The organism is Nostoc sp. WHI (assembly GCF_015714725.1).
GTDB lineage: Bacteria > Cyanobacteriota > Cyanobacteriia > Cyanobacteriales > Nostocaceae > Nostoc.
Window position 1 is genome coordinate 12,661 of the sequence record NZ_WBKM01000365.1, and the last position, 19,052, is coordinate 31,712.

Here is a 19,052-nt window from a genome sequence, read left to right on the forward strand (position 1 = left end):
CAAATAGCAGATGGCAGTTTATCAAGTTCGATTCATCAATCTTACACTTGGGTTAGATCGCACCATTCAAGTACCAGAGGATCAATATATTCTCGACATCGCAGAAGAAGCTGGTATCCGCTTACCATCTGGATGTAAACAAGGCGAATGTTCTGCGTGTGTTGCCAAACTTATTAGCGGTGAAGTTGATCAAAGTGAGCAAAAATTTCTCCGTCAAAGTGAGACACAGGCTGGTTATGTTGTTACTTGTATAACTTACCCCTTGTCTAATTGCACTTTAGAAACCCATCAAGAACAAGTTTTATATAAATCAGCCCTTTATTATCAGCCTGAGTCTGGGAAATCTGAATGATTTTTGCCCTATGACATTACAGCTATTTTCAGGTAATAAGGACGGCAAGATGCCATTGGTGTCAACTTAATAGGACTTACGCAAAAGTACACGCTGTAAGGGCAATTCATGAATTGCCCCTACCTGAAAATAAGGGTTTCGGTTATTGTTTGCGTAAGTCCTGCTTAAGCCAAAATCCCTTTTAAACCTCGTTTCTAGCCTCTGGCTAGAAATGCAAATCAAAAGCGGCTCTGCCGCAAGTCTTGAGGCGGAGCCTCCCGTTAGGCATTCCCAGTCGGAGACTGGGAACGAGGTAATCTCTAAAAGCATTATCTAGACTGGTTTTTACGTTAAGTTGACACCAATGGCAAGATGCCCATCCCACAAGATGGAATAATTTATTTTCTGGTGTTCCCTAATTGATTAAACAGAGTAATTAGTTTTTCAATGATCAACCTAATGGTAGAAGTAGATTCTATCTTGCAAGAGAGGTGAAACTCTAGCAGATAGTTAAAGATGAGATAAGAAGTTACAAAAAATATCGAGTTATATAGGTAAAAACAATGCTGATACCACTTTTAACCGCCCTAGCTACAGCTTTGAGCCTGTTGATTGTTGATTTAATTGTTCCAGGCGTTAATATTGCTAATTTTCCCGCAGCTTTGATTGCCGGTTTAGTAATTGGTCTAATTAACGGTTCCTTTAAACCAGTTCTGTCTACTCTTTCTCTACCACTTAACTTTCTCTCATTTGGAGGATTTTCGCTCATTGTCAACGGTTTTTGTTTCTGGTTAGCATCAGTGCTAGTTCCAGGCTTTTCAGTTAGCGGAATTATTGGTTTCCTTCTAGGCCCCGTAATTCTATCTTTTGCTAACACATTCATTAACAACTACTTTGTTGAAAAAAACCTTTTGACCAGCAGTGGTGATATCCGAACCCAAGATAAATTATCTTCTTGATAAGTATCCGCAGGAGTAGAAATTCTAATTACATCAAGTATCTACTCCACATAAAATCTCCGAATTAAGATAATTCATTAGGTGGATTTCCTAATTCGGTATCTTCAAGATAATGTAATTAAACAAAATCACAAAATTGTAACAACATCATGAAATTAGTTCGTTTTCTTCTAGGTTTGCTATTGCCTCCTTTAGGCGTTTTCCTGACAGTTGGAGTTGGCCCAACTTTGTTTATTAACATTTTGCTTACAGTTCTAGGTTGGATACCTGGTAGTATTCATGCAGTTTGGGTCATTGCAAAACACGAAGAACAAGTTAATGAACAGGGACGTATTTACTAATACGTAAGATGAATTTTAGGGGCTTTCCAATTAAGTAGTGCGTTAGGTGAAACACCTAACGCACTACTTTTTTTATATATAGAATCTGCCGTTGTATTATGCATATATTTCGCTATGGTTAAAAACATTTCTGGAAAGCGCCTAACGCACCAATACGGTTCGGATAAGACTCGATCCCCCCACAACCCCCCCCTTAAAAAGGCTTGCTAAGAATAGCTCTATTTCCCCCTTTTTAAGGGGGACTAAGGGGGATCATTAAGGACTATGCACCTTAACCAAACCGTATTGCCTAACGCACCGCTCTACAAAACAAATGCGTTACGGCTTTAGGTGCTGTAACGCAGTGGCAAGATAAGCGGAGTTTCCTCCGTTCATCCTGCTTCCCTACTTAAAGATTGACTGAGTTTCAAACTTTCGGCTTTACAGGATGTTTTAAAAGTGGTTGGCTGTGATTTAGGCACTTAATTGATCCCCCCTAGCCCCCCTTAAAAATGGGGGAACCGGATCAAAGTCCCCCTTTTTAAGGGGGATTTAGAGGGATCTAAAACGTTTTGCTACCGACAAGAGGACTTTTAAAACATCCTCTTATAAAAACAAACAGCAAATAAATCTTAAAGCAGTCTATTTATGAATAGTATCCCGCTCTTTGTTAGCAGATTCCTTATCTTTGAACAAGTCAGCCGCCGTTAGGAGTAAATCCCTCAAGGTTTGTTTAATCTGCCGCTCTTTTCTAGCTAGAGATGTACCAGCTTCACCTAGTTTATCTTCTAGCTGCGATCGCTTTTCTCCTACCTGTGCAGCCAGAGATTCTGCTTGAGGACGAGCCTTATCATACCAGTGTTTAGCCTCGTCTAGATAATCTTGAACCTCCATAGAACGTCCGCCATAGCGTGCAGCTATATTAGCTCGAACAATGGCTAGCTGCGCTTGTAGTTGCGCGTAACGTTTCTTTAACAATGCTGCTTCTTCGCTATCTTTAAGAGTATTGACAGCAGAATCAATGGCAGTTTTAGTAGTAGCAGTTTTTTCCTTACCTGTCTCTTCAATCTCTGCCAAAATTACATCAACCTCTTGCTGGAGTTGTTCTTCTTCACCATCGAGTTGAGCCTGTAGCCGCTTGATATCTGTCTGAGTTTTAGAAATAGCTTCGTGTCTTTGACTATTAATTCCTTCTAACGCTCCTTCAATGGAAGCTGTCACTTCATCTTTGAGTTCGCCACCTTTTTCTTGAAAGTTTTCAATGACAGCAGAAACTGCATCTTTCACAAGACTACGAAGTTCAGTAGAACCTTGTTTGAACTCAGAAGCAACTTGAGAAACTGCGGATTTAACAATTTCTCGAATCCGATCAGTTCTTAATTGTCCGGTTTCTTTAGCTTGTTGCAAGTCTGCTTGAATTTGTTGTTTGATATTGTTAGGCATTTTTAACTCTGGGGATTTAACTAATTTGGATAAAAGTTTCTAGACGTATTCCTACACTCATATTATGGCGTAGTCTGCTCAGGCTAGGCACTTCCTTTAGATAGAAAATTCCAGCACTAAGGAAGTGATGTGTAATATGTTGCCTCTTTGTGAGATGATGAATATTTACTAGTAGTAATTGAGAGGAAAATATGTGGAAAGTAAATATTACTTGTTCGAGCGACGCCTGGAAGCAGTATGGTACTGAATTTAAAGCGATCGCAGATAAGTATAAAAGTGAATTGATTGGTTCTAAAAAATTACCAGATGGCACGCGGATCATGTCCTATAAAATTGAGGATGTTAGCGATGCCGAAGCTTTTCAGGAAGATTGCACAAATTTTGCTGGATTTGCATCTGACTTTGAATCTTTGTAGTATTGCTCTGGTATTTATTTCTGGTAACAACTATGTCCAAATTAGGAGAAAGTAATTGAAAAAACTACTAGCGATGATATTAGTAACGTTTTTGTTATTAATAAGTACTTTTACCTTGCCTGCTAGTGCAGCAGAAACAGTAAACGGTGAACAAATATTTAGCGTTCATTGTGCTGGTTGTCATATCAACGGCGGTAATATAGTCAGACGTGGTAAAAACCTCAAAAAGCAAGCGCTTAAAAAATATGGTATGGATTCAATAGAGGCAATTACATCCATAGTTACCAATGGTAAAAACAATATGTCAGCCTATAAAGACCGCCTCACTGAACAGCAAATTCAAAATGTTGCTGCTTACGTTCTCGAACAAGCCCAAAAAGACTGGCGTTAATAAGTTATGAGTAAGAGTTAAGACTTTAGCAGTTATTAGCTTTAACAATGCTGAATCATTCATAATAAAATTAAGAAGGCTGTAAAAACCTGCTTGTCAACTCACTAATTATTAACTTTTCTCACTTCTAACTTGAAAATGAACTTACCAGTAGCTAGTCGTCTCCAATTCACTCCCGATTTAAACATTTGCCGGATATTAAATGGGATGTGGCAAGTGTCTGGCGCACACGGACACATCAACCATCAATCTGCCATTCAGGATATGTTCAAATATGTGGATGCAGGCTTTACCACTTGGGATTTAGCAGACCACTATGGCCCCGCAGAAGACTTTATTGGTGAGTTTCGCTGTCAACTAATTGATACTCGTGGTAAAGATGCTTTATCTAACATTCAAGCCTTTACAAAATGGGTACCTCGTCCTGGCAAAATGACGAAAAAACTGGTTGAAGAAAACATTGATATTTCCCTGAGAAGGATGAATGTAGAATCATTAGATTTGATGCAATTTCATTGGTGGGAATATCAGGATAAAAATTACCTAGATGCCCTGAAATACATGACGGAACTTCAGACTGAGGGTAAAATAAAACATTTAGCTTTGACTAATTTTGATACAGAACACTTGAAGATTATTACCGAAGCAGGTATCAAAATCGTTTCTAATCAAGTACAATTTTCGCTTGTTGATCGCCGTCCCGAAGTTAATATGATTCGGTTTTGTCAACAGCATGATATAAAACTTTTTACTTACGGCGCAGTTTGCGGCGGTTTGTTATCAGAAAAATATTTAGGTAAACCGGAACCACGAGAATTTGATCTAGCCAGTGCTAGTTTGAAAAAATATAAAAATATGGTTGATGCTTGGGGTGGTTGGCAATTATTTCAAGAGTTGCTAGCTATTCTTAAAGAAATTGCTAATAAGCATAGGGTAAGCATCTCCAACGTGGCAGTGCGTTACATTTTAGATCAGCCAACTGTGGGAGGTGTGATAGTTGGTGCCAGACTTGGTGTATCTGAACATTTAGAAGATAACGCCAAAGTGTTTAGTTTTAGTTTAGATGCAGACGATCGCGATCGCATCAATGCTGTATCTCGCCAATCACGAGATTTGTATCAGCTAATCGGCGATTGTGGCGACGAATATCGCCGATAATTCTTGGGAATTGGGCATATCCGGTCAAAATTCTCAAAAGCAATACTGCCCTTCACGCAACGCCTGTTGGTAAAAGAAGCTTTTTTTCATCCCACCAACGCCGTAATTACCACACATCCCAATTGTGAGGTTTACAAAACTCACCGCAATTGTGACGATTAAGCTAGAATTGTTAAAGGTTCTTCACAGAGTTTGCTAATCATAACTAATTCTGTTAAAACAGCCTAGCATTAAAATGTAAATCTCAAAACCCCCTCTAGAGTTCACCAAAAGCTTCTATGACGCTCCCAATTCGTAACGTCGCCATTATTGCCCACGTTGACCACGGCAAAACCACGCTGGTTGACGCACTCCTCAAACAATCCGGCATTTTCCGAGAAGGTGAAGACGTTCCGGATTGCGTCATGGATTCCAACGCCCTAGAACGGGAACGGGGTATTACTATCCTGTCAAAAAATACAGCAGTTCGCTACAAAGAAACGCTAATCAATATTGTTGATACTCCTGGACACGCTGACTTTGGTGGCGAAGTTGAACGCGTACTCGGCATGGTTGACGGATGTCTTCTGATTGTCGATGCCAACGAAGGCCCCATGCCCCAAACGCGCTTTGTCCTGAAAAAAGCTTTGGAAAAAGGTCTGCGCCCCATCGTTGTAATCAACAAAATCGACCGTGGTCAAGTTGACCCCCACGTTGCTGTTGATAAAGTCTTGGATCTGTTCTTAGAATTAGGGGCGGATGAAGACCAGTGTGATTTTACCTATCTATTTGCCTCCGGTATGGCAGGTTTTGCCAAAGAAAGCTTGGAAGCAGAATCGGTAGATATGCAACCCCTGTTTAATGCGATTCTGAAACACGTTCCACCTCCAGTAGGCGACAGCACTAAGCCTCTGCAATTGCAAGTTACAACCCTAGATTATTCAGAATATCTGGGACGGATTGTCATTGGCAGAATTCACAACGGTACGATCCGGTCAGGACAACAAGCAGCTTTAATTACAGAAGATGGCACCATTGTCAAGGGTAAAATTACCAAGTTGATGGGGTTTGAAGGACTAAAGCGGATAGACATGGAAGAAGCAACCGCAGGTTATATTGTCGCGGTGGCTGGTTTCGCTGATGCTTATATTGGGGAAACGATTACCGACCCCAATGAACCACTAGCTTTACCACTAATCAAAGTGGATGAACCAACCTTGCAAATGGCCTTTTGGGTGAATGATTCGCCCTTTGCTGGTCAAGAAGGTAAGTTGGTGACATCAAGACAAATACGCGATCGCCTATTCCGCGAACTCGAAACCAACGTTGCTTTGCGTGTCGAAGAAACCGATTCTCCCGATAAATTCCTCGTTTCCGGTCGTGGGGAACTCCACTTAGGTATTTTAATCGAAACCATGCGGCGGGAAGGGTTCGAGTTTCAGGTATCTCAGCCACAGGTAATTTACCGCGAAGTCAACGGTCAACCTTGCGAACCCTTTGAACTTCTAGTGTTAGACATTCCTGCCGATGGTGTGGGTAGCTGTATTGAACGCCTGGGACAACGCAAAGGCGAAATGCAAGATATGCAGCCCGGTAGTGGCGATCGCACTCAGCTAGAGTTCGTCATTCCCGCCCGTGGTTTGATTGGTTTCCGGGGTGAATTCATGCGGATGACTCGTGGTGAGGGGATCATGAATCACAGCTTTTTAGATTATCGTCCATTAAGTGGTGACATTGAAGCCCGTAATAAAGGCGTTTTAATCTCCTTTGAAGAAGGCGTTTCTACCTTCTACGCCATGAGGAATGCCGAAGATAGAGGAGCATTCTTTATTGGTCCTGGCACAAAGGTTTACAGAGGGATGATTGTGGGAGAACACACTCGTTCCCAAGATTTGGAACTAAATATCTGTAAGACCAAGCAGTTAACCAACCACCGGGCTGCTGGTGGCGATGAATTGGTGCAACTGCAAGCACCGATCGACATGAGCCTAGAGCGTGCTTTGGAATACATTGCGGCCGATGAATTGGTGGAAGTTACACCGCAATCGATTCGTCTGCGGAAGATGTCGAAGAAGTTGGCAAAACGCTAAGTCAAGCTATAACTTAATTGATTTAAAAAGCCCGCATGAGCGGGCTTTTTATTTTGTGGTAATAGGAAAATGAATATCTTAATACCTGAATGGGTAACATAACAATGTGTAATTCATTGTGTTCACTGTCTGGTGTATATATAATATATGTCGTGGAATTCTACAGTCTTTAGTATCTGTGCTTCCGGCAATTCTTGGTTATGGGCTGCTTGGAGTACCATTGATGATGCTTATAATTTTCTAGAAAAACCTGAAAAGCAGTTAGAGATTGATTGCTTGTTTTTTGCTGAAGCTGCTTCTAAAGAAAATGCAATAAAAACAGCTCGTAACCTATTGGGTACTGACATTAAACAAATAGGCAACGAATGGGCAGCAGAAGTCTGTAAAGAGATTCACAAGCAACCTCACATTAATGCTAATCAACCTGAAGTAGTCACTCATGAGCTTCAGCTATGTTTAGATCAACTTCATTCATTAACTGGATTAAGTGCTGTGAAATCTACCGTTCAAGAGTTGGTAAATATTGCAAAAGTAGCCCAGATGCAAGCTAAAGCGGGTATAAAAGCTCCTTCAATCACTAGACACCTCGTATTCACGGGGAACCCCGGAACAGGCAAAACCACAGTAGCTAGAATTTTAGGCGAGATATACAAAAATCTTGGTGTTTTATCAAAAGGCCATTTTCTTGAAGTAGACCGGACTAATTTAGTTGCAGAATACTTGGGACAAACAGCACCGAAAACAGCAAAAGTAGTTGAATCTGCTCTTGGTGGTGTACTTTTTATTGATGAGGCTTACTCCCTTGTTCCAGACGGACGCGGCGATATGTATGGACAAGAAGCAATCAATACTCTTTTAAAAATGATGGAAGACCACAGAGAGGATCTGGTAGTTATTGTTGCAGGATATAAAGGGGAAATGTCTCGATTTATTGAATCTAATCCTGGTCTAAAGTCCAGATTTGCAAGGTCGATTCATTTTGAAGACTATTGTCCGTCCGAGTTAACCGAGATTTTTAAAGCCAGGTGTGAACAGCACGGCTATCTGTTCTCAGAGAAGACTCTGGAAGCAGTGCATCTCTTAGTTAATCAATTTGAACATCAAATAGGAGAACTTGGAAATGGTAGATTTGTGAGAAATATCTTTGATCGTTGTATTGCCATTCAATGTAACCGTTTAGCAGCATTAGCCCAACCATCAAAAATAGACCTCAAAACCTTTCAACCTGCTGATGTTCCCACTCATGAGCAACTGGCGCAGTATCTTGTTTGAGAATGTCAGAGTATCTAGACCTTAGTGGAAGTATATTTTTTGATACACGGCACTCGATATGAAAAGTGATTATTCAAATTCCTGAATGGCAACTGTTGAGCATCACAAGGTGTAGTCTTAAGATTTGGTATCATTATGTATGGATATAAATGTCAGTATTGCGAAGGAACTGTTCAACCTAGAATTGTAAAGCGCGAGGCATTTAAACATAGAGATGGATTTGTCATCCTGGAAGATGTGACGATTGGTGTTTGTGATACCTGTGGCAAGCGGTACTATTCTGGCGATATTCTTCATGAGGTTCATGCTGTTGCAACTGGAGCAAAACCCCCTGAAAGAACCGAACAAATTCCGGTCACTCATCTAGAATCAGCATAATCGATGCCGCGTCAAGTTATATCTTCAAGTTATTGGTAAAGACAGATCGCTAGCCAGCAGGATTGTTACAGAAAGCGATCGCCAATTAGCAGCATAGATTTACAGTGCGATCGCCCTTGCCGTGCATTTAGTCAAATCTTTGAGTAACAATGAAGAGGACTTAAAAAGGATTATTCTCATGACTATTCGTGAAACTGCGATGCCTTTGGCGAGCTTCGCTAACGCAAAATTGCAGCAACTTTCCGAACCACTCCTACAAGAAGTGACCGATTTCATTGATTTTGTTTTGCACAAACATCAAGTTAAAATTGCTGACAGTCAGCCTGATGAACCACTTGTGGGAAAATGGTCACAATGGTTTGAGGCTGTGGATTCGCTAGACGTATCTCCACCTGAACCAGTCAGCAACTATGAGCAGATCCTACTCAACAAGTATCGGTAACAAAGGTTATTCTTAGAGAAAGCGATCGCCAAACCATAGCAAAAATTTACGGTGCGTAGGGGGAGCATCATCGTACACATCATCTGTTTTGGTACTTCTTTCATTTCAGAAAAACTCAGATAAGACTGATATATTTAAGGTAAATTATTATCATCTAAGTAATTTTGAAAGAGTGTAAGAACATTTTTCTAGAAAATCGGACTAGGTTTAGGTTGGTTTTTCAAGCAAGTGATATAATGATAGTTAATTATTATTTATCAACTAGAATATGCTAAAATACCTAACAATTACAGAAGCACAAGAGCAACTTCTAGATTTACCAGACGATTTAAAAGAAGATCCAATAATTATTACCAAACATGGTAAACCAGTAATAGCTGCAATTAGTTTTGAGAAATATGAATCTTTACTAGAAACTCTGGAAATTTTATCTGATAAAGAATTTACCCAAGAATTACAAGAAAGTATAGCTCAAGGGGAGAGAGGAGAAACTATTAGCTGGAATGATGCCAAACTCAAACTCGGACTCTGATATACCACAGTCTGATAATATTGAATTTGAAATTCAGTTAACACGTCTAGCATTAGAGATGTTAGAAAATATTAAAGATAAACGTCACCAGAAAGTTTTAAGTTCACGTATTGATAAGTTAAAAACAGATCCAGAAAAACAGGGAAAACCTTTAAGTGGAAAGCTTATCAATTATCGTAGTGTTAGGGCTGTTGGTCAGCGCTATCGTATACTTTACAAAGTAGAAATTGATAAAGTGGTAGTATTGGTTGTTGGTGTAGGCTTACGAAAAGAAGGTGATAAAGGGGATATTTATAATCTATTGCAGAAATTAATATAAAAATTTATCTGATTATCATTGTTTATGAAGTCACTGAAGCTTAAGGCTAGCCCTATGTATGGATATAGATGCGAGTATTGCGAAGGAACTGTTCAACCCCGAAACGTTTTTCAATTGATTAAATTACACCACTCCCTATACTCACTGTGATCTATAAACCTAAAAAAGGTAAACTCATATCAATACACAGATAAAAAATTGATACTGAGGAACCAGCAATTGAGCAATGACGAATTGCTATCAAAGTTGCATCAGCAAAATGTTCAAAACACAAGGGATCACCAAATCTGGGAGGAGACTATCACAGAAATAGATGGCGTTCTAACGGAAGCTAAGAAGGTTACAAACTTTCGTAGATACTTTAACTGGTGGCTCAAAACAAAGGAAGGTCAAGCTGTTAAAGAAAAACTCTTCATAGATCAGCAAGGGAAATGTATTAAGTGTAATGGCTCGCTTCAGGTTTCAGCAGCAAATGGTGTGCTTGTTAATCATTCAGAAGTTCATCATTTAGCACCATTGGCACTTTTGCAGAAGTATGCCGAAGCCAATCCACAGATTGACTTAGCAAGCTTGAGAGTTTTTGTTATTTCTTATCAGTATCTTAGGTTAGTTCACCCCTTGTGTAATAAGCAGCTTGGGGAACAGATTGGAGATTTACCTGGATTAAAATTTTTGAAGGACTTTTTGCAGGAGAACACGCAAAAATATGACTGACACAGAGAGGTGGATTAGAGAAGTAGCTCAAGAGATTAATCGTTCAATTGCTTCTCTAAAACGAGCAATCAAAGATACCGAGACGGAAATCAACTCAAAGTATGACGTTTTGCTGTGTTATGCAAAATGGTCTGTTCCAAAGCTTAGAAATGTGGAAAAACAGGAAGCGTTGTACAAGAAGCGGATTGAAAACTTAGAGCAGCTAATTTATGACCTACAAAATGTCACAGAAAAGATGAAAGTTGAGTTCAGCGAGCAATTGGAGAGGAAAGACAAGCTGATCAACACACAAAATGAAATAATTGTCGATAGGGAAAGAACGATTGCAAACCAAGCTAGAATCATAGCAGAGATGGAAGGTTTGCTTAGGGCTTACCTCTGGCTAGCGGGGAGTAGTTAACTATGGATAAAGTACCTCGCATCGTTACCCAAGAAGACTTAAGAGAGTATGGATTGTCTGACTATTTGGTCAAGCAGGTTATTAAGGGATTAGACTTTTCGAGAAGAAAAAGCGGTCTTAGGCTTTATACTACCTCAAATGTAGTTGCAGCTATTGAAAGCAAACTTGCCAAATCAAAAACTCGTTATACAACCCGCGAGAAGCTCCAACATCTGCTTGCTTGGTTAAAAGATGAGTCAAATGTGATTAAAGTTGATTTTTTAAAGAATCTCACGCTCGAAGAGCGAGTAAAGGTTCTTAAGTCTCGGATAGAGGCTGCTGAGAAGAATATGGAAGCCAATGTGTTGAGAGAGTATGAAGAGGTTCAAAAAAGAATTCAGGCAACTCTCTCACGAACGCTCTAAGGGCTAGCCCTATGTATGGATATAAATGTCAGTATTGCGAAGGAACTGTTCAACCTCGAATTGTCAAGCGCGAGGCATTTAAACATAGAGATGGATTTGTCATCCTCGAAGATGTGACAATTGGTGTTTGTGATACCTGTGGTAATCGGTACTATTCTGCTGATATTCTTCATGCGGTTCATGCTGTTGCAACTGGAGCGAAACCCCCTGAAAGAATCGAACAAATTCCGGTCACTCATCTAGAATCAGCATAATCAACGCCGCGTAAGGTTAGCTCCTCAAGTTATTGGTAAAGACAGATCGCTAACCAATAGGCATTCTTACAGAAAGCGATCGCCAATTAGCAGCATAGATTTACAGTGCGATCGCCCTTGCCGTGCATTTAGTCAAATCCTTGAGTAAAAATGAAGAGGACTAAAAAAGGATTATTCCCATGACTATTCGTGAAACTGCGATGCCTTCGGCGAGCTTCGCTAACGCAAAATTGCAGCAACTTTCCGAACCACTCCTGCAAGAAGTGACCGATTTCATTGATTTTGTTATCCACAAACATCAAGTTAAAATTGCTGACAGTCAGCCTGATGAAACGCTTGTGGAAAAACGGTCACAATGGTTTGAGGCTGTGGATTCGCTAGAGGTATCTCCACCTGAACCAGTCAGAAACTATCAGCAACTCCTACTCGACAAGTATCGGCAACAAGGGCTAGAGCTATGATCCTGTGCGATGCAGGAGTCTTATTGTGTTTAGTTGATTGCCTACGGCACGCTACGCGAACGCACTCAGCCTCAGCACAATGCTTATAAAATCGCAGTGATAAGTTTGGCAAAGCCTCTGGTCACAACCTGGTCATGCCTCACAGAAGCCATGTATCTTGCCCTGCATCGTGGCGGCTGGCAAATGCAAAAACAGTTGGGGCAACTTCTTTTGGATAAACTGCTGACCGTTTACGAGATTCAGGAGAGTGATTACAGCCGTTTGTTGGCGCTGATGGAACAATACCGCGATCGCCCAATGGATTTAGCAGATGCAACATTGGTTTTGACGGCTGAAAAGACAGGGTATCGTCAAATTCTCACCCTCGATTCTGATTTCTTGTTTTATCGAATTGGTCATCAAGACACCTTTGAAATCATTTCAGTCTGAAGCAATGAGTAACCAAATCACGATTTAGATAAAGATACGAATTATCACGCCACCTATTGATGGAGAGACATTCGTAAACCAAATTCTAGAGCGGTTTCGACAAGGGCATCAGGCGCAAGCATGAGTCGCTACGTCATCAACATTCTAGCCAGCCGAGATAAAATTTATTTATGGGGTTTCCCCCCTGCCCCCTGCCTCCTGCCCCTTTTCCTCTTCGCTGACTATTGACTATCTAAGAAATGCGCTAAACTCGAATTAGGGCGAACCATTATTGGTTCGTCACAAGACTTCTTGGAAGATATATCTATCGCAGGAAGTGGGTCAACGCCCACTTTTTTTATTGAATTCTCTCATGGCTCATCCCTTAGTTCCACAAATTATTGATTTGGCGACACCAGTGGCAGAAGAACTGGGATTGGAGGTGGTTGGCGTGGTTTTTCACACTAACCAAAGTCCACCAGTATTGCGAGTAGACATTCGCAATCCTCAGGAAAACACTGGGTTAAATGATTGTGAGCGGATGAGTCGTGCTTTAGAAGCCTCTTTAGATGCTGCCCAAATCGTTCCAGATGCCTATGTTTTAGAAGTGTCCAGTCCTGGTATTTCGCGGCAACTGGTCACCGACAGGGAGTTTATTTCCTTTAAAGGATTTCCTGTCATTATCTTCACTTCCCCACCCTACGACGGACAACAAGAGTGGATTGGTCAGTTGATTCGCCGGGACGAGACAGCACTTTACTTAAACCAAAAAGGTCGTGTAGTCGAAATTCCCCGTTCCCTAATTACTAAGGTGCAGCTAGATGAGCGCCGGTAAACAAAGGGCTAGGGTTTAGGAGTTAGAGGCTAGAGCAGCTTGGCTAGAAGTTAGAGGCTAGGAGCTAGAGGTTAGAAGCTAGGAGCTAGAGGTTAGGGACTAGTGTAAAGCTAATCTCTAATCGCTGGCTCTATCTAATGCGTAGTTTTAAGTCCCCATTCCCCACTCCCCACTCCCCACTCCCTGATTTTTAAAGGAGATTGCTTATGTCAATGGTTAGTTTACCTGGATTAAAAGAATTAATTGAAAGTATAAGTCGCGAGCGAAATTTACCCCGTCTCGCAGTTCAATCAGCTATTAGAGAAGCACTACTTAAAGGCTACGAACGTTATCGTCGTGCCCAAAATTTAGAGCGCAAACAGTTTGACGAAGATTATTTTGATAATTTTGAAGTAGAACTCGATATTGAAGGAGAAGGATTTCGCGTTCTTTCCACCAAAACCATTATTGAAGAAGTCAATAACACAGACCATCAGATTTCCCTAGACGAAGTTCAACAAGTAGCTCCCGAAGCGCAGTTAGGGGACTCTGTGGTGCTGGATGTGACACCCGATCAAGGAGAATTTGGTCGGATGGCGGCGATGCAAACCAAGCAAGTACTGGCACAAAAATTACGGGATCAACAGCGCCAGATGGTGCAAGAAGAGTTCCAAGACTTAGAAGGAACTGTTTTGCAAGCAAGAGTCCTGCGGTTTGAGCGACAATCGGTGGTTCTAGCAGTCAGCAGTGGCTTTGGTCAACCAGAAGTAGAAGCCGAATTACCGAAACGGGAACAGCTGCCTAACGATAATTATCGGGCAAATGCCACCTTCAAAATATATCTCAAAAAAGTTTCCCAAGGTCAGCAACGGGGGCCACAATTGCTAGTATCTAGAGCAGATGCTGGTTTGGTAGTTTATCTTTTCGCCAACGAAGTCCCAGAAATTGAAGATGAAGTGGTACGGATTGTTGCCGTAGCTAGGGAGGCAAACCCCCCGTCACGTTATGTAGGCCCTCGGACTAAAATAGCAGTAGATACCCTTGATCGCGATGTAGACCCAGTTGGCGCTTGTATCGGAGCTAGGGGATCGCGAATTCAAGTAGTAGTCAACGAATTACGTGGTGAAAAAATAGATGTAATTCGCTGGTCACCAGACCCAGCAACATATATTGCTAATGCTTTGAGTCCAGCACGGGTGGATGAAGTGCGCCTTATGGATCCAGAAAGCCGCCAAACTCACGTATTAGTCGCTGAAGATCAACTGAGTTTAGCGATTGGGAAAGAAGGACAAAATGTTCGTTTGGCAGCCCGCCTGACTGGTTGGAAAATTGACATCAAAGACAAAGCTAAGTATGACTATGCAGGAGAGGATGCCAAATTTACAGCTGTAAGAGCAAAATATCAACCAGAGAAAGATGATCTTGAATTTGAGGAAGAATTAGAGGATGAAAATCAGGACGAATTAGAGGAGGATACTTTTGACACTAACGATGACGAGTAGTTTATTAACCTTTTTGTGGAGTTTTAGTACTGTTGACTATAGTTTCCGTTTCAAGCATAACTTCTCAAAAGCGACTTGGTATAAGTAAAAAATAGTAATAATAAACTTCTTTTTACACCCAAAATACTGGATTGAGATCACACAAAACCGATGAAACCAAATTATCGGCGCTGTATTAGTTGTCGCAAAGTAGCCTTAAAAGATGAGTTTTGGCGGATTGTCCGCGTCTTTCCATCGGGAAAGGTACAATTAGATCAGGGCATGGGCCGTTCTGCCTATATTTGTCCGCAAGCGAGTTGCCTACAAGCGGCTCAAAAAAAAAATCGACTAGGGCGATCGCTACATGCATCAGTGCCAGAAACACTGTACCAAAGCTTGTCGCAACGTCTAGCCCACAGCAATACCCAAAATCACATTTAGTTGGAACAACTTAGTGGTGTAATCAACAGAGGAATTGTACGAAAGCCGAACTAGTCGAGCTTTACTGACATTCTTTCTTGATTGTTAGGGTTAGTGCCAAAATAGTAAATGGGTGTAAAAAGCATTCTGCTCTTCAATAAAAAGAGGAGCGGGGCAATACTCCCAAAACAAAATGTACTCAATTGTGTTGTGGAAGATTCAGAACCAGCAAAACAAAAAACTACAAAATGGCAACCTGGTAGCGCTCAAGCGCAGTTCGGCGTCAAGGGTTACTGTAGAAATCTTTTTTTTATTTAAAAAGTTTTTATGGATGCCCCTCAACCATCATTCTTGGTGGAGATGCCATTATTAAAACGAAACATCTCTCTTTCCTGATTGGAGGCACCGGCAAAAACTGAACGGCAACCTAAAAACAGTAATCCAAGGATGGAGATGTCGCAAACCAGGCAACCATCCGCTAAAACTGTAAATTTAAGGGGAAGAGTGGATGAACAACGGCAAAGTTAGAATCTATGAATTATCAAAGGAATTGAATTTGGATAACAAAGAGCTACTAGCAATTTGCGACCAGCTCAGCATCTCGGTCAAAAGCCATAGCAGCACGATTTCCGAATCCGAGGCAGAAAACATCCGCACGGCAGCAGAAAAACTCGCAGCTACGAATGTGTCTGCCAAAAAGGAACTAGGTACAACCAGCCATAAGCCAAATTCACCATCGAACGGCGGACGGAACCGACCTGCTGCACCCCACAAACAGCAAATTTTGGAAATACGCAAACCCAAAATATTGAGAAATACTACCTCCAACGCCCCAGAGGCGTCAGTTGCTAACAATACCCAAGCTGCCTTGTCTGAAGCTAATCCTCCCTCTCCTCCACGGCCTTTTGCTACACCAGTCTCACCCATGAAGCCGACGGCACCAACTAGACCTGTACCCCGGAATCAACCTGAGACCCAAGAGCAGCCTACTATAACAGACCTGGAACAAACGCCCAATTCAAATCAGCCGCCGGAAAAAATAGCAGGGGAAAAACCGGAAAAAATAGTTCCAACCAGGTCAAAACCGGAAAAACCTCAAAAACCGCAACTAGTTGCCCCACCGGCAAGACCTGCGGCAGAAGAAGCTCAGGTGTCTGAGCCGGAGCTATCTCAGACAGGAGACAAACCGGTTCTCAAACGCGAACGCCCCCGGCCTGTCGAAGGCGATCGCGAGCAAGTTAAGCCAAAAATTGCTAAACTGCCAACTGACCAGTCCCCACCAGCTGCACCACAAAGACAGGCTCGCCCTACCCCCTCACCCACTAGACCGGAGCAGAGGGTCAGTAGACCATCAGCACCATTACCACTAGGAGAGGGGCAACGACCCAGACCAGCACGTCCTGGCGAAGCTGTAGCAGCAATGCCGACCGCTACTCCACCAAGACATATGTCAGGAATGGCGGGTAAATCTGACGGATTAGGTGATGAGCCAGTTGTACCTGATATCCTCGATTTGAAACGCCCAAGTCCGCCTCGCCCGACCAAGGGGGGCAAAAAGTGGGTAGAAGAGGAAATTATTGACGAAGTTAAAGAAAAGGCAAAAGCTGGGGTCAAAGGCAAGCGGATCAAGCCGATACTTGATGATGACTTTGAAGAAGATTTGCTCGATGATGACGATCTAGACGCACCAACTACCGTTCTAGTCAGCCTTTCCATCGCCCGTCCTCCCAAACCCAAAGCGACTCGACCTGTGCAGATGCCAGGCGCAACGCTTGCTAGCGCCCCGACTGCAAGAACAAGAGGTAAAAAATCTGGTTCCAAGTCTGGTTCTAGCCGTGATCACCACAACAACCGTCGCCAAGAAGCTGAAACAAAGCGCGATCGTCCAGAAAAAGTGGTGATAACAGGCCCGTTGACTGTACAAGAACTATCTGACGTTTTAGCCGTTGCCGATACAGAGATTGTAAAAATCCTCTTCCTTAAAGGCATGGCGGTGAGTATCACCCAAAATCTGGATATTCCGACAATTACCCTGGTAGGAAAAGAACTAGAAATAGAAGTCGAAACCGTCGAACGAGAAGCAGAAGCTCGAAAAGTTACGGAAATGGTCGGCGCAGAAGATTTAGAATATCTCCACCGCCGTCCGCCAGTCGTGACAATTATGGGTCACGTAGACCACGGTAAAACAACCCTACTCGACTCGATTCGCAAAACAAAAGTAGCTGCTGGTGAAGCTGGTGGTATAACTCAACACATTGGTGCGTACCATGTGGAAGTAGAACATGAAGGCAAACCCCACCAAATAGTCTTCTTGGATACCCCCGGTCACGAAGCCTTTACAGCTATGCGAGCGCGAGGAGCACGGGTAACAGACATTGCCGTGTTGGTAGTGGCTGCTGATGATGGTGTCCGTCCCCAAACCATTGAAGCCATTAGCCACGCCCAAGCTGCGGGAGTGCCAATTGTTGTAGCGATCAACAAAATTGACAAAGAAGCAGCACAGCCAGAGCGGGTGAAACAAGAGTTGACCCAGTATGGTCTGACCGCAGAAGACTGGGGCGGTGAAACAATCATGGTTCCCGTGAGCGCTATCAGAGGCGAAAACCTAGATACGCTCTTAGAGATGATTCTGCTAGTCGCAGAAGTGGGAGAACTGTCTGCCAACCCAGATCGTTCCGCCAAAGGAACTGTGATTGAAGCCCATCTGGATAAAGCCAAGGGAGCAGTTGCTACCCTGCTGATTCAGAATGGCACCCTGCATGTGGGAGATATGCTCGTAGCCGGCTCCGCCTTTGGTAAGGTGCGGGCAATGGTTAATGACAGAGGAGCAAGAGTCGATATCGCCTCTCCTTCCTTTGCTGTCGAGGTGTTGGGCTTAAGTGATGTGCCAGCAGCAGGCGACGAGTTCGAGGTCTTCGGGAACGAAAAAGAAGCAAGAACACTCGCTAGCGATCGCGCAGACAGACAACGCCTATCCCGTCTGTTACAGGGTCGTGTCACCCTCACAACTCTATCGGCTCAAGCACAAGAAGGCGAGTTGAAAGAACTCAACTTGATCTTGAAGGGAGATGTCCAAGGTTCCGTGGAAGCCATTGTGGGAGCGATCAAGCAAATCCCCCAAAACGAAGTCCAAATTCGGATGCTATTGGCTACTGCTGGGGAAATCACGGAGACGGATATCGATTTAGCATCTGCCAGTAACGCTGTGATTATTGGCTTCAGTACCACCTTTGCCAGTGGTGCTAGACAAGCAGCCGATGAAGCGGGTGTAGATGTTCGAGAATACAACGTGATCTACAAACTCCTGGAAGATATCCAAGATGCCTTGGAAGGTCTTCTGGAACCAGAGTTGGTGGAAGAACCCTTGGGTCAAACCGAAGTCCGTGCCGTCTTCCCAGTCGGTCGTGGTGCTGTTGCCGGTTGCTATGTTCAATCTGGCAAGTTAGTTCGTAACTGCAAAGTTAGGATAAGACGCGGCGGTAAGGTACTCTACGAAGGCGTGCTTGATTCCCTAAAACGGATGAAAGAAGATGCCCGTGAGGTCAACGCCGGTTATGAATGTGGTGTCGGCATGGATAAATTCAATGATTGGGTTGAAGGTGACATCATCGAAGCCTACCAGATGGTTACTAAGCGCCGAACTCTCACCTTAACGAGATAGTGTTG

General features: G+C 42.6%; 23 protein-coding genes. 22 read left to right on the top strand and 1 reads right to left on the bottom strand.

Translation table 11 applies throughout. The annotated features are described in order from the left end of the window. Positions 1-10: 10 nt before the first annotated feature. From F8S12_RS37590 to F8S12_RS37600, 3 genes are all read left to right on the top strand, one after another. On the top strand, positions 11-352 hold the full coding sequence (locus F8S12_RS37590; RefSeq protein WP_196521417.1) for a 2Fe-2S iron-sulfur cluster-binding protein: 342 nt from the start codon (positions 11-13) through the stop codon (positions 350-352). Positions 353-894: 542 nt separating this feature from the next. Further along, on the top strand, positions 895-1,290 hold the full coding sequence (locus F8S12_RS37595) for a phage holin family protein (protein ID WP_196521418.1): 396 nt from the start codon (positions 895-897) through the stop codon (positions 1,288-1,290). Between the two features lie 149 nt (positions 1,291-1,439). Then, entirely contained in the window at positions 1,440-1,631 is a 192-nt protein-coding gene (locus F8S12_RS37600; RefSeq protein WP_196521419.1) for a YqaE/Pmp3 family membrane protein, read from the top strand. Between the two features lie 621 nt (positions 1,632-2,252). Here the strand turns inward: F8S12_RS37600 and F8S12_RS37605 are convergent. After that, complete coding sequence (locus F8S12_RS37605; protein ID WP_196521420.1) at positions 2,253-3,053, bottom strand: histidine kinase; 801 nt, start codon at positions 3,051-3,053, stop codon at positions 2,253-2,255. A 191-nt stretch (positions 3,054-3,244) separates the two neighbouring features. On the opposite strand from F8S12_RS37605, the gene F8S12_RS37610 reads away from it, so the two are divergent. The 19 genes from F8S12_RS37610 (at position 3,245) to infB (ending at position 19,047) form a co-directional block, all read left to right on the top strand. Beyond that, on the top strand, positions 3,245-3,469 hold the full coding sequence (locus F8S12_RS37610; RefSeq protein WP_196521421.1) for a hypothetical protein: 225 nt from the start codon (positions 3,245-3,247) through the stop codon (positions 3,467-3,469). Positions 3,470-3,524: 55 nt separating this feature from the next. Continuing rightward, positions 3,525-3,860 carry a cytochrome c6 PetJ gene (gene petJ, locus F8S12_RS37615; protein ID WP_196521422.1) on the top strand — a complete coding sequence of 112 codons (336 nt, stop codon included), beginning with the start codon at positions 3,525-3,527 and terminating at the stop codon, positions 3,858-3,860. 138 nt (positions 3,861-3,998) lie between these two features. Continuing rightward, positions 3,999-5,018, top strand: a complete 1,020-nt coding sequence (locus F8S12_RS37620; RefSeq protein WP_196521423.1) for an aldo/keto reductase — start codon at positions 3,999-4,001, stop codon at positions 5,016-5,018. A gap of 278 nt (positions 5,019-5,296) precedes the next feature. Further along, positions 5,297-7,087, top strand: a complete 1,791-nt coding sequence (gene typA, locus F8S12_RS37625) for a translational GTPase TypA (protein WP_196521424.1) — start codon at positions 5,297-5,299, stop codon at positions 7,085-7,087. A 147-nt stretch (positions 7,088-7,234) separates the two neighbouring features. After that, positions 7,235-8,359, top strand: a complete 1,125-nt coding sequence (locus F8S12_RS37630; protein ID WP_196521425.1) for an AAA family ATPase — start codon at positions 7,235-7,237, stop codon at positions 8,357-8,359. Between the two features lie 135 nt (positions 8,360-8,494). Further along, on the top strand, positions 8,495-8,737 hold the full coding sequence (locus tag F8S12_RS37635) for a YgiT-type zinc finger protein (RefSeq protein ID WP_196521426.1): 243 nt from the start codon (positions 8,495-8,497) through the stop codon (positions 8,735-8,737). A 178-nt stretch (positions 8,738-8,915) separates the two neighbouring features. Continuing rightward, a complete protein-coding gene (locus tag F8S12_RS37640; protein WP_196521427.1) occupies positions 8,916-9,179 on the top strand; it encodes a DUF2281 domain-containing protein in 264 nt (87 codons plus the stop codon). A 268-nt stretch (positions 9,180-9,447) separates the two neighbouring features. Then, positions 9,448-9,711, top strand: a complete 264-nt coding sequence (locus tag F8S12_RS37645) for a type II toxin-antitoxin system Phd/YefM family antitoxin (protein ID WP_196521428.1) — start codon at positions 9,448-9,450, stop codon at positions 9,709-9,711. Next, a complete protein-coding gene (locus F8S12_RS37650) occupies positions 9,683-10,030 on the top strand; it encodes a type II toxin-antitoxin system RelE family toxin (protein WP_230968553.1) in 348 nt (115 codons plus the stop codon). Before F8S12_RS37645 ends, F8S12_RS37650 begins: the two co-directional genes overlap by 29 nt. A 219-nt stretch (positions 10,031-10,249) precedes the next feature. Then, on the top strand, positions 10,250-10,744 hold the full coding sequence (locus tag F8S12_RS37655; protein ID WP_196521429.1) for a hypothetical protein: 495 nt from the start codon (positions 10,250-10,252) through the stop codon (positions 10,742-10,744). After that, a complete protein-coding gene (locus F8S12_RS37660) occupies positions 10,737-11,144 on the top strand; it encodes a hypothetical protein (protein ID WP_196521430.1) in 408 nt (135 codons plus the stop codon). Before F8S12_RS37655 ends, F8S12_RS37660 begins: the two co-directional genes overlap by 8 nt. 2 nt (positions 11,145-11,146) lie before the next feature. Further along, positions 11,147-11,548: a hypothetical protein gene (locus tag F8S12_RS37665; protein WP_196521431.1), complete on the top strand. Its 402-nt coding sequence runs from the start codon at positions 11,147-11,149 to the stop codon at positions 11,546-11,548. Positions 11,549-11,559: 11 nt separating this feature from the next. After that, positions 11,560-11,802, top strand: coding sequence for a YgiT-type zinc finger protein (locus tag F8S12_RS37670; RefSeq protein WP_196521432.1), 243 nt, complete (start codon positions 11,560-11,562; stop codon positions 11,800-11,802). A gap of 179 nt (positions 11,803-11,981) precedes the next feature. After that, positions 11,982-12,263, top strand: a complete 282-nt coding sequence (locus tag F8S12_RS37675) for a hypothetical protein (RefSeq protein ID WP_196521433.1) — start codon at positions 11,982-11,984, stop codon at positions 12,261-12,263. A 105-nt stretch (positions 12,264-12,368) separates the two neighbouring features. Continuing rightward, positions 12,369-12,692 (top strand): type II toxin-antitoxin system VapC family toxin, encoded by a 324-nt coding sequence (locus F8S12_RS37680; RefSeq protein WP_196521434.1) that lies wholly within the window; start codon positions 12,369-12,371, stop codon positions 12,690-12,692. Between the two features lie 352 nt (positions 12,693-13,044). Beyond that, complete coding sequence (gene rimP / locus F8S12_RS37685) at positions 13,045-13,506, top strand: ribosome maturation factor RimP (RefSeq protein WP_196521465.1); 462 nt, start codon at positions 13,045-13,047, stop codon at positions 13,504-13,506. Between the two features lie 206 nt (positions 13,507-13,712). Next, complete coding sequence (gene nusA / locus F8S12_RS37690; protein WP_196521435.1) at positions 13,713-14,987, top strand: transcription termination factor NusA; 1,275 nt, start codon at positions 13,713-13,715, stop codon at positions 14,985-14,987. A 150-nt stretch (positions 14,988-15,137) separates the two neighbouring features. Next, positions 15,138-15,407 (top strand): YlxR family protein, encoded by a 270-nt coding sequence (locus F8S12_RS37695; protein ID WP_196521436.1) that lies wholly within the window; start codon positions 15,138-15,140, stop codon positions 15,405-15,407. 487 nt (positions 15,408-15,894) lie between these two features. After that, on the top strand, positions 15,895-19,047 hold the full coding sequence (infB, locus tag F8S12_RS37700; protein ID WP_196521437.1) for a translation initiation factor IF-2: 3,153 nt from the start codon (positions 15,895-15,897) through the stop codon (positions 19,045-19,047). The last annotated feature ends 5 nt before the right edge of the window (positions 19,048-19,052 follow it).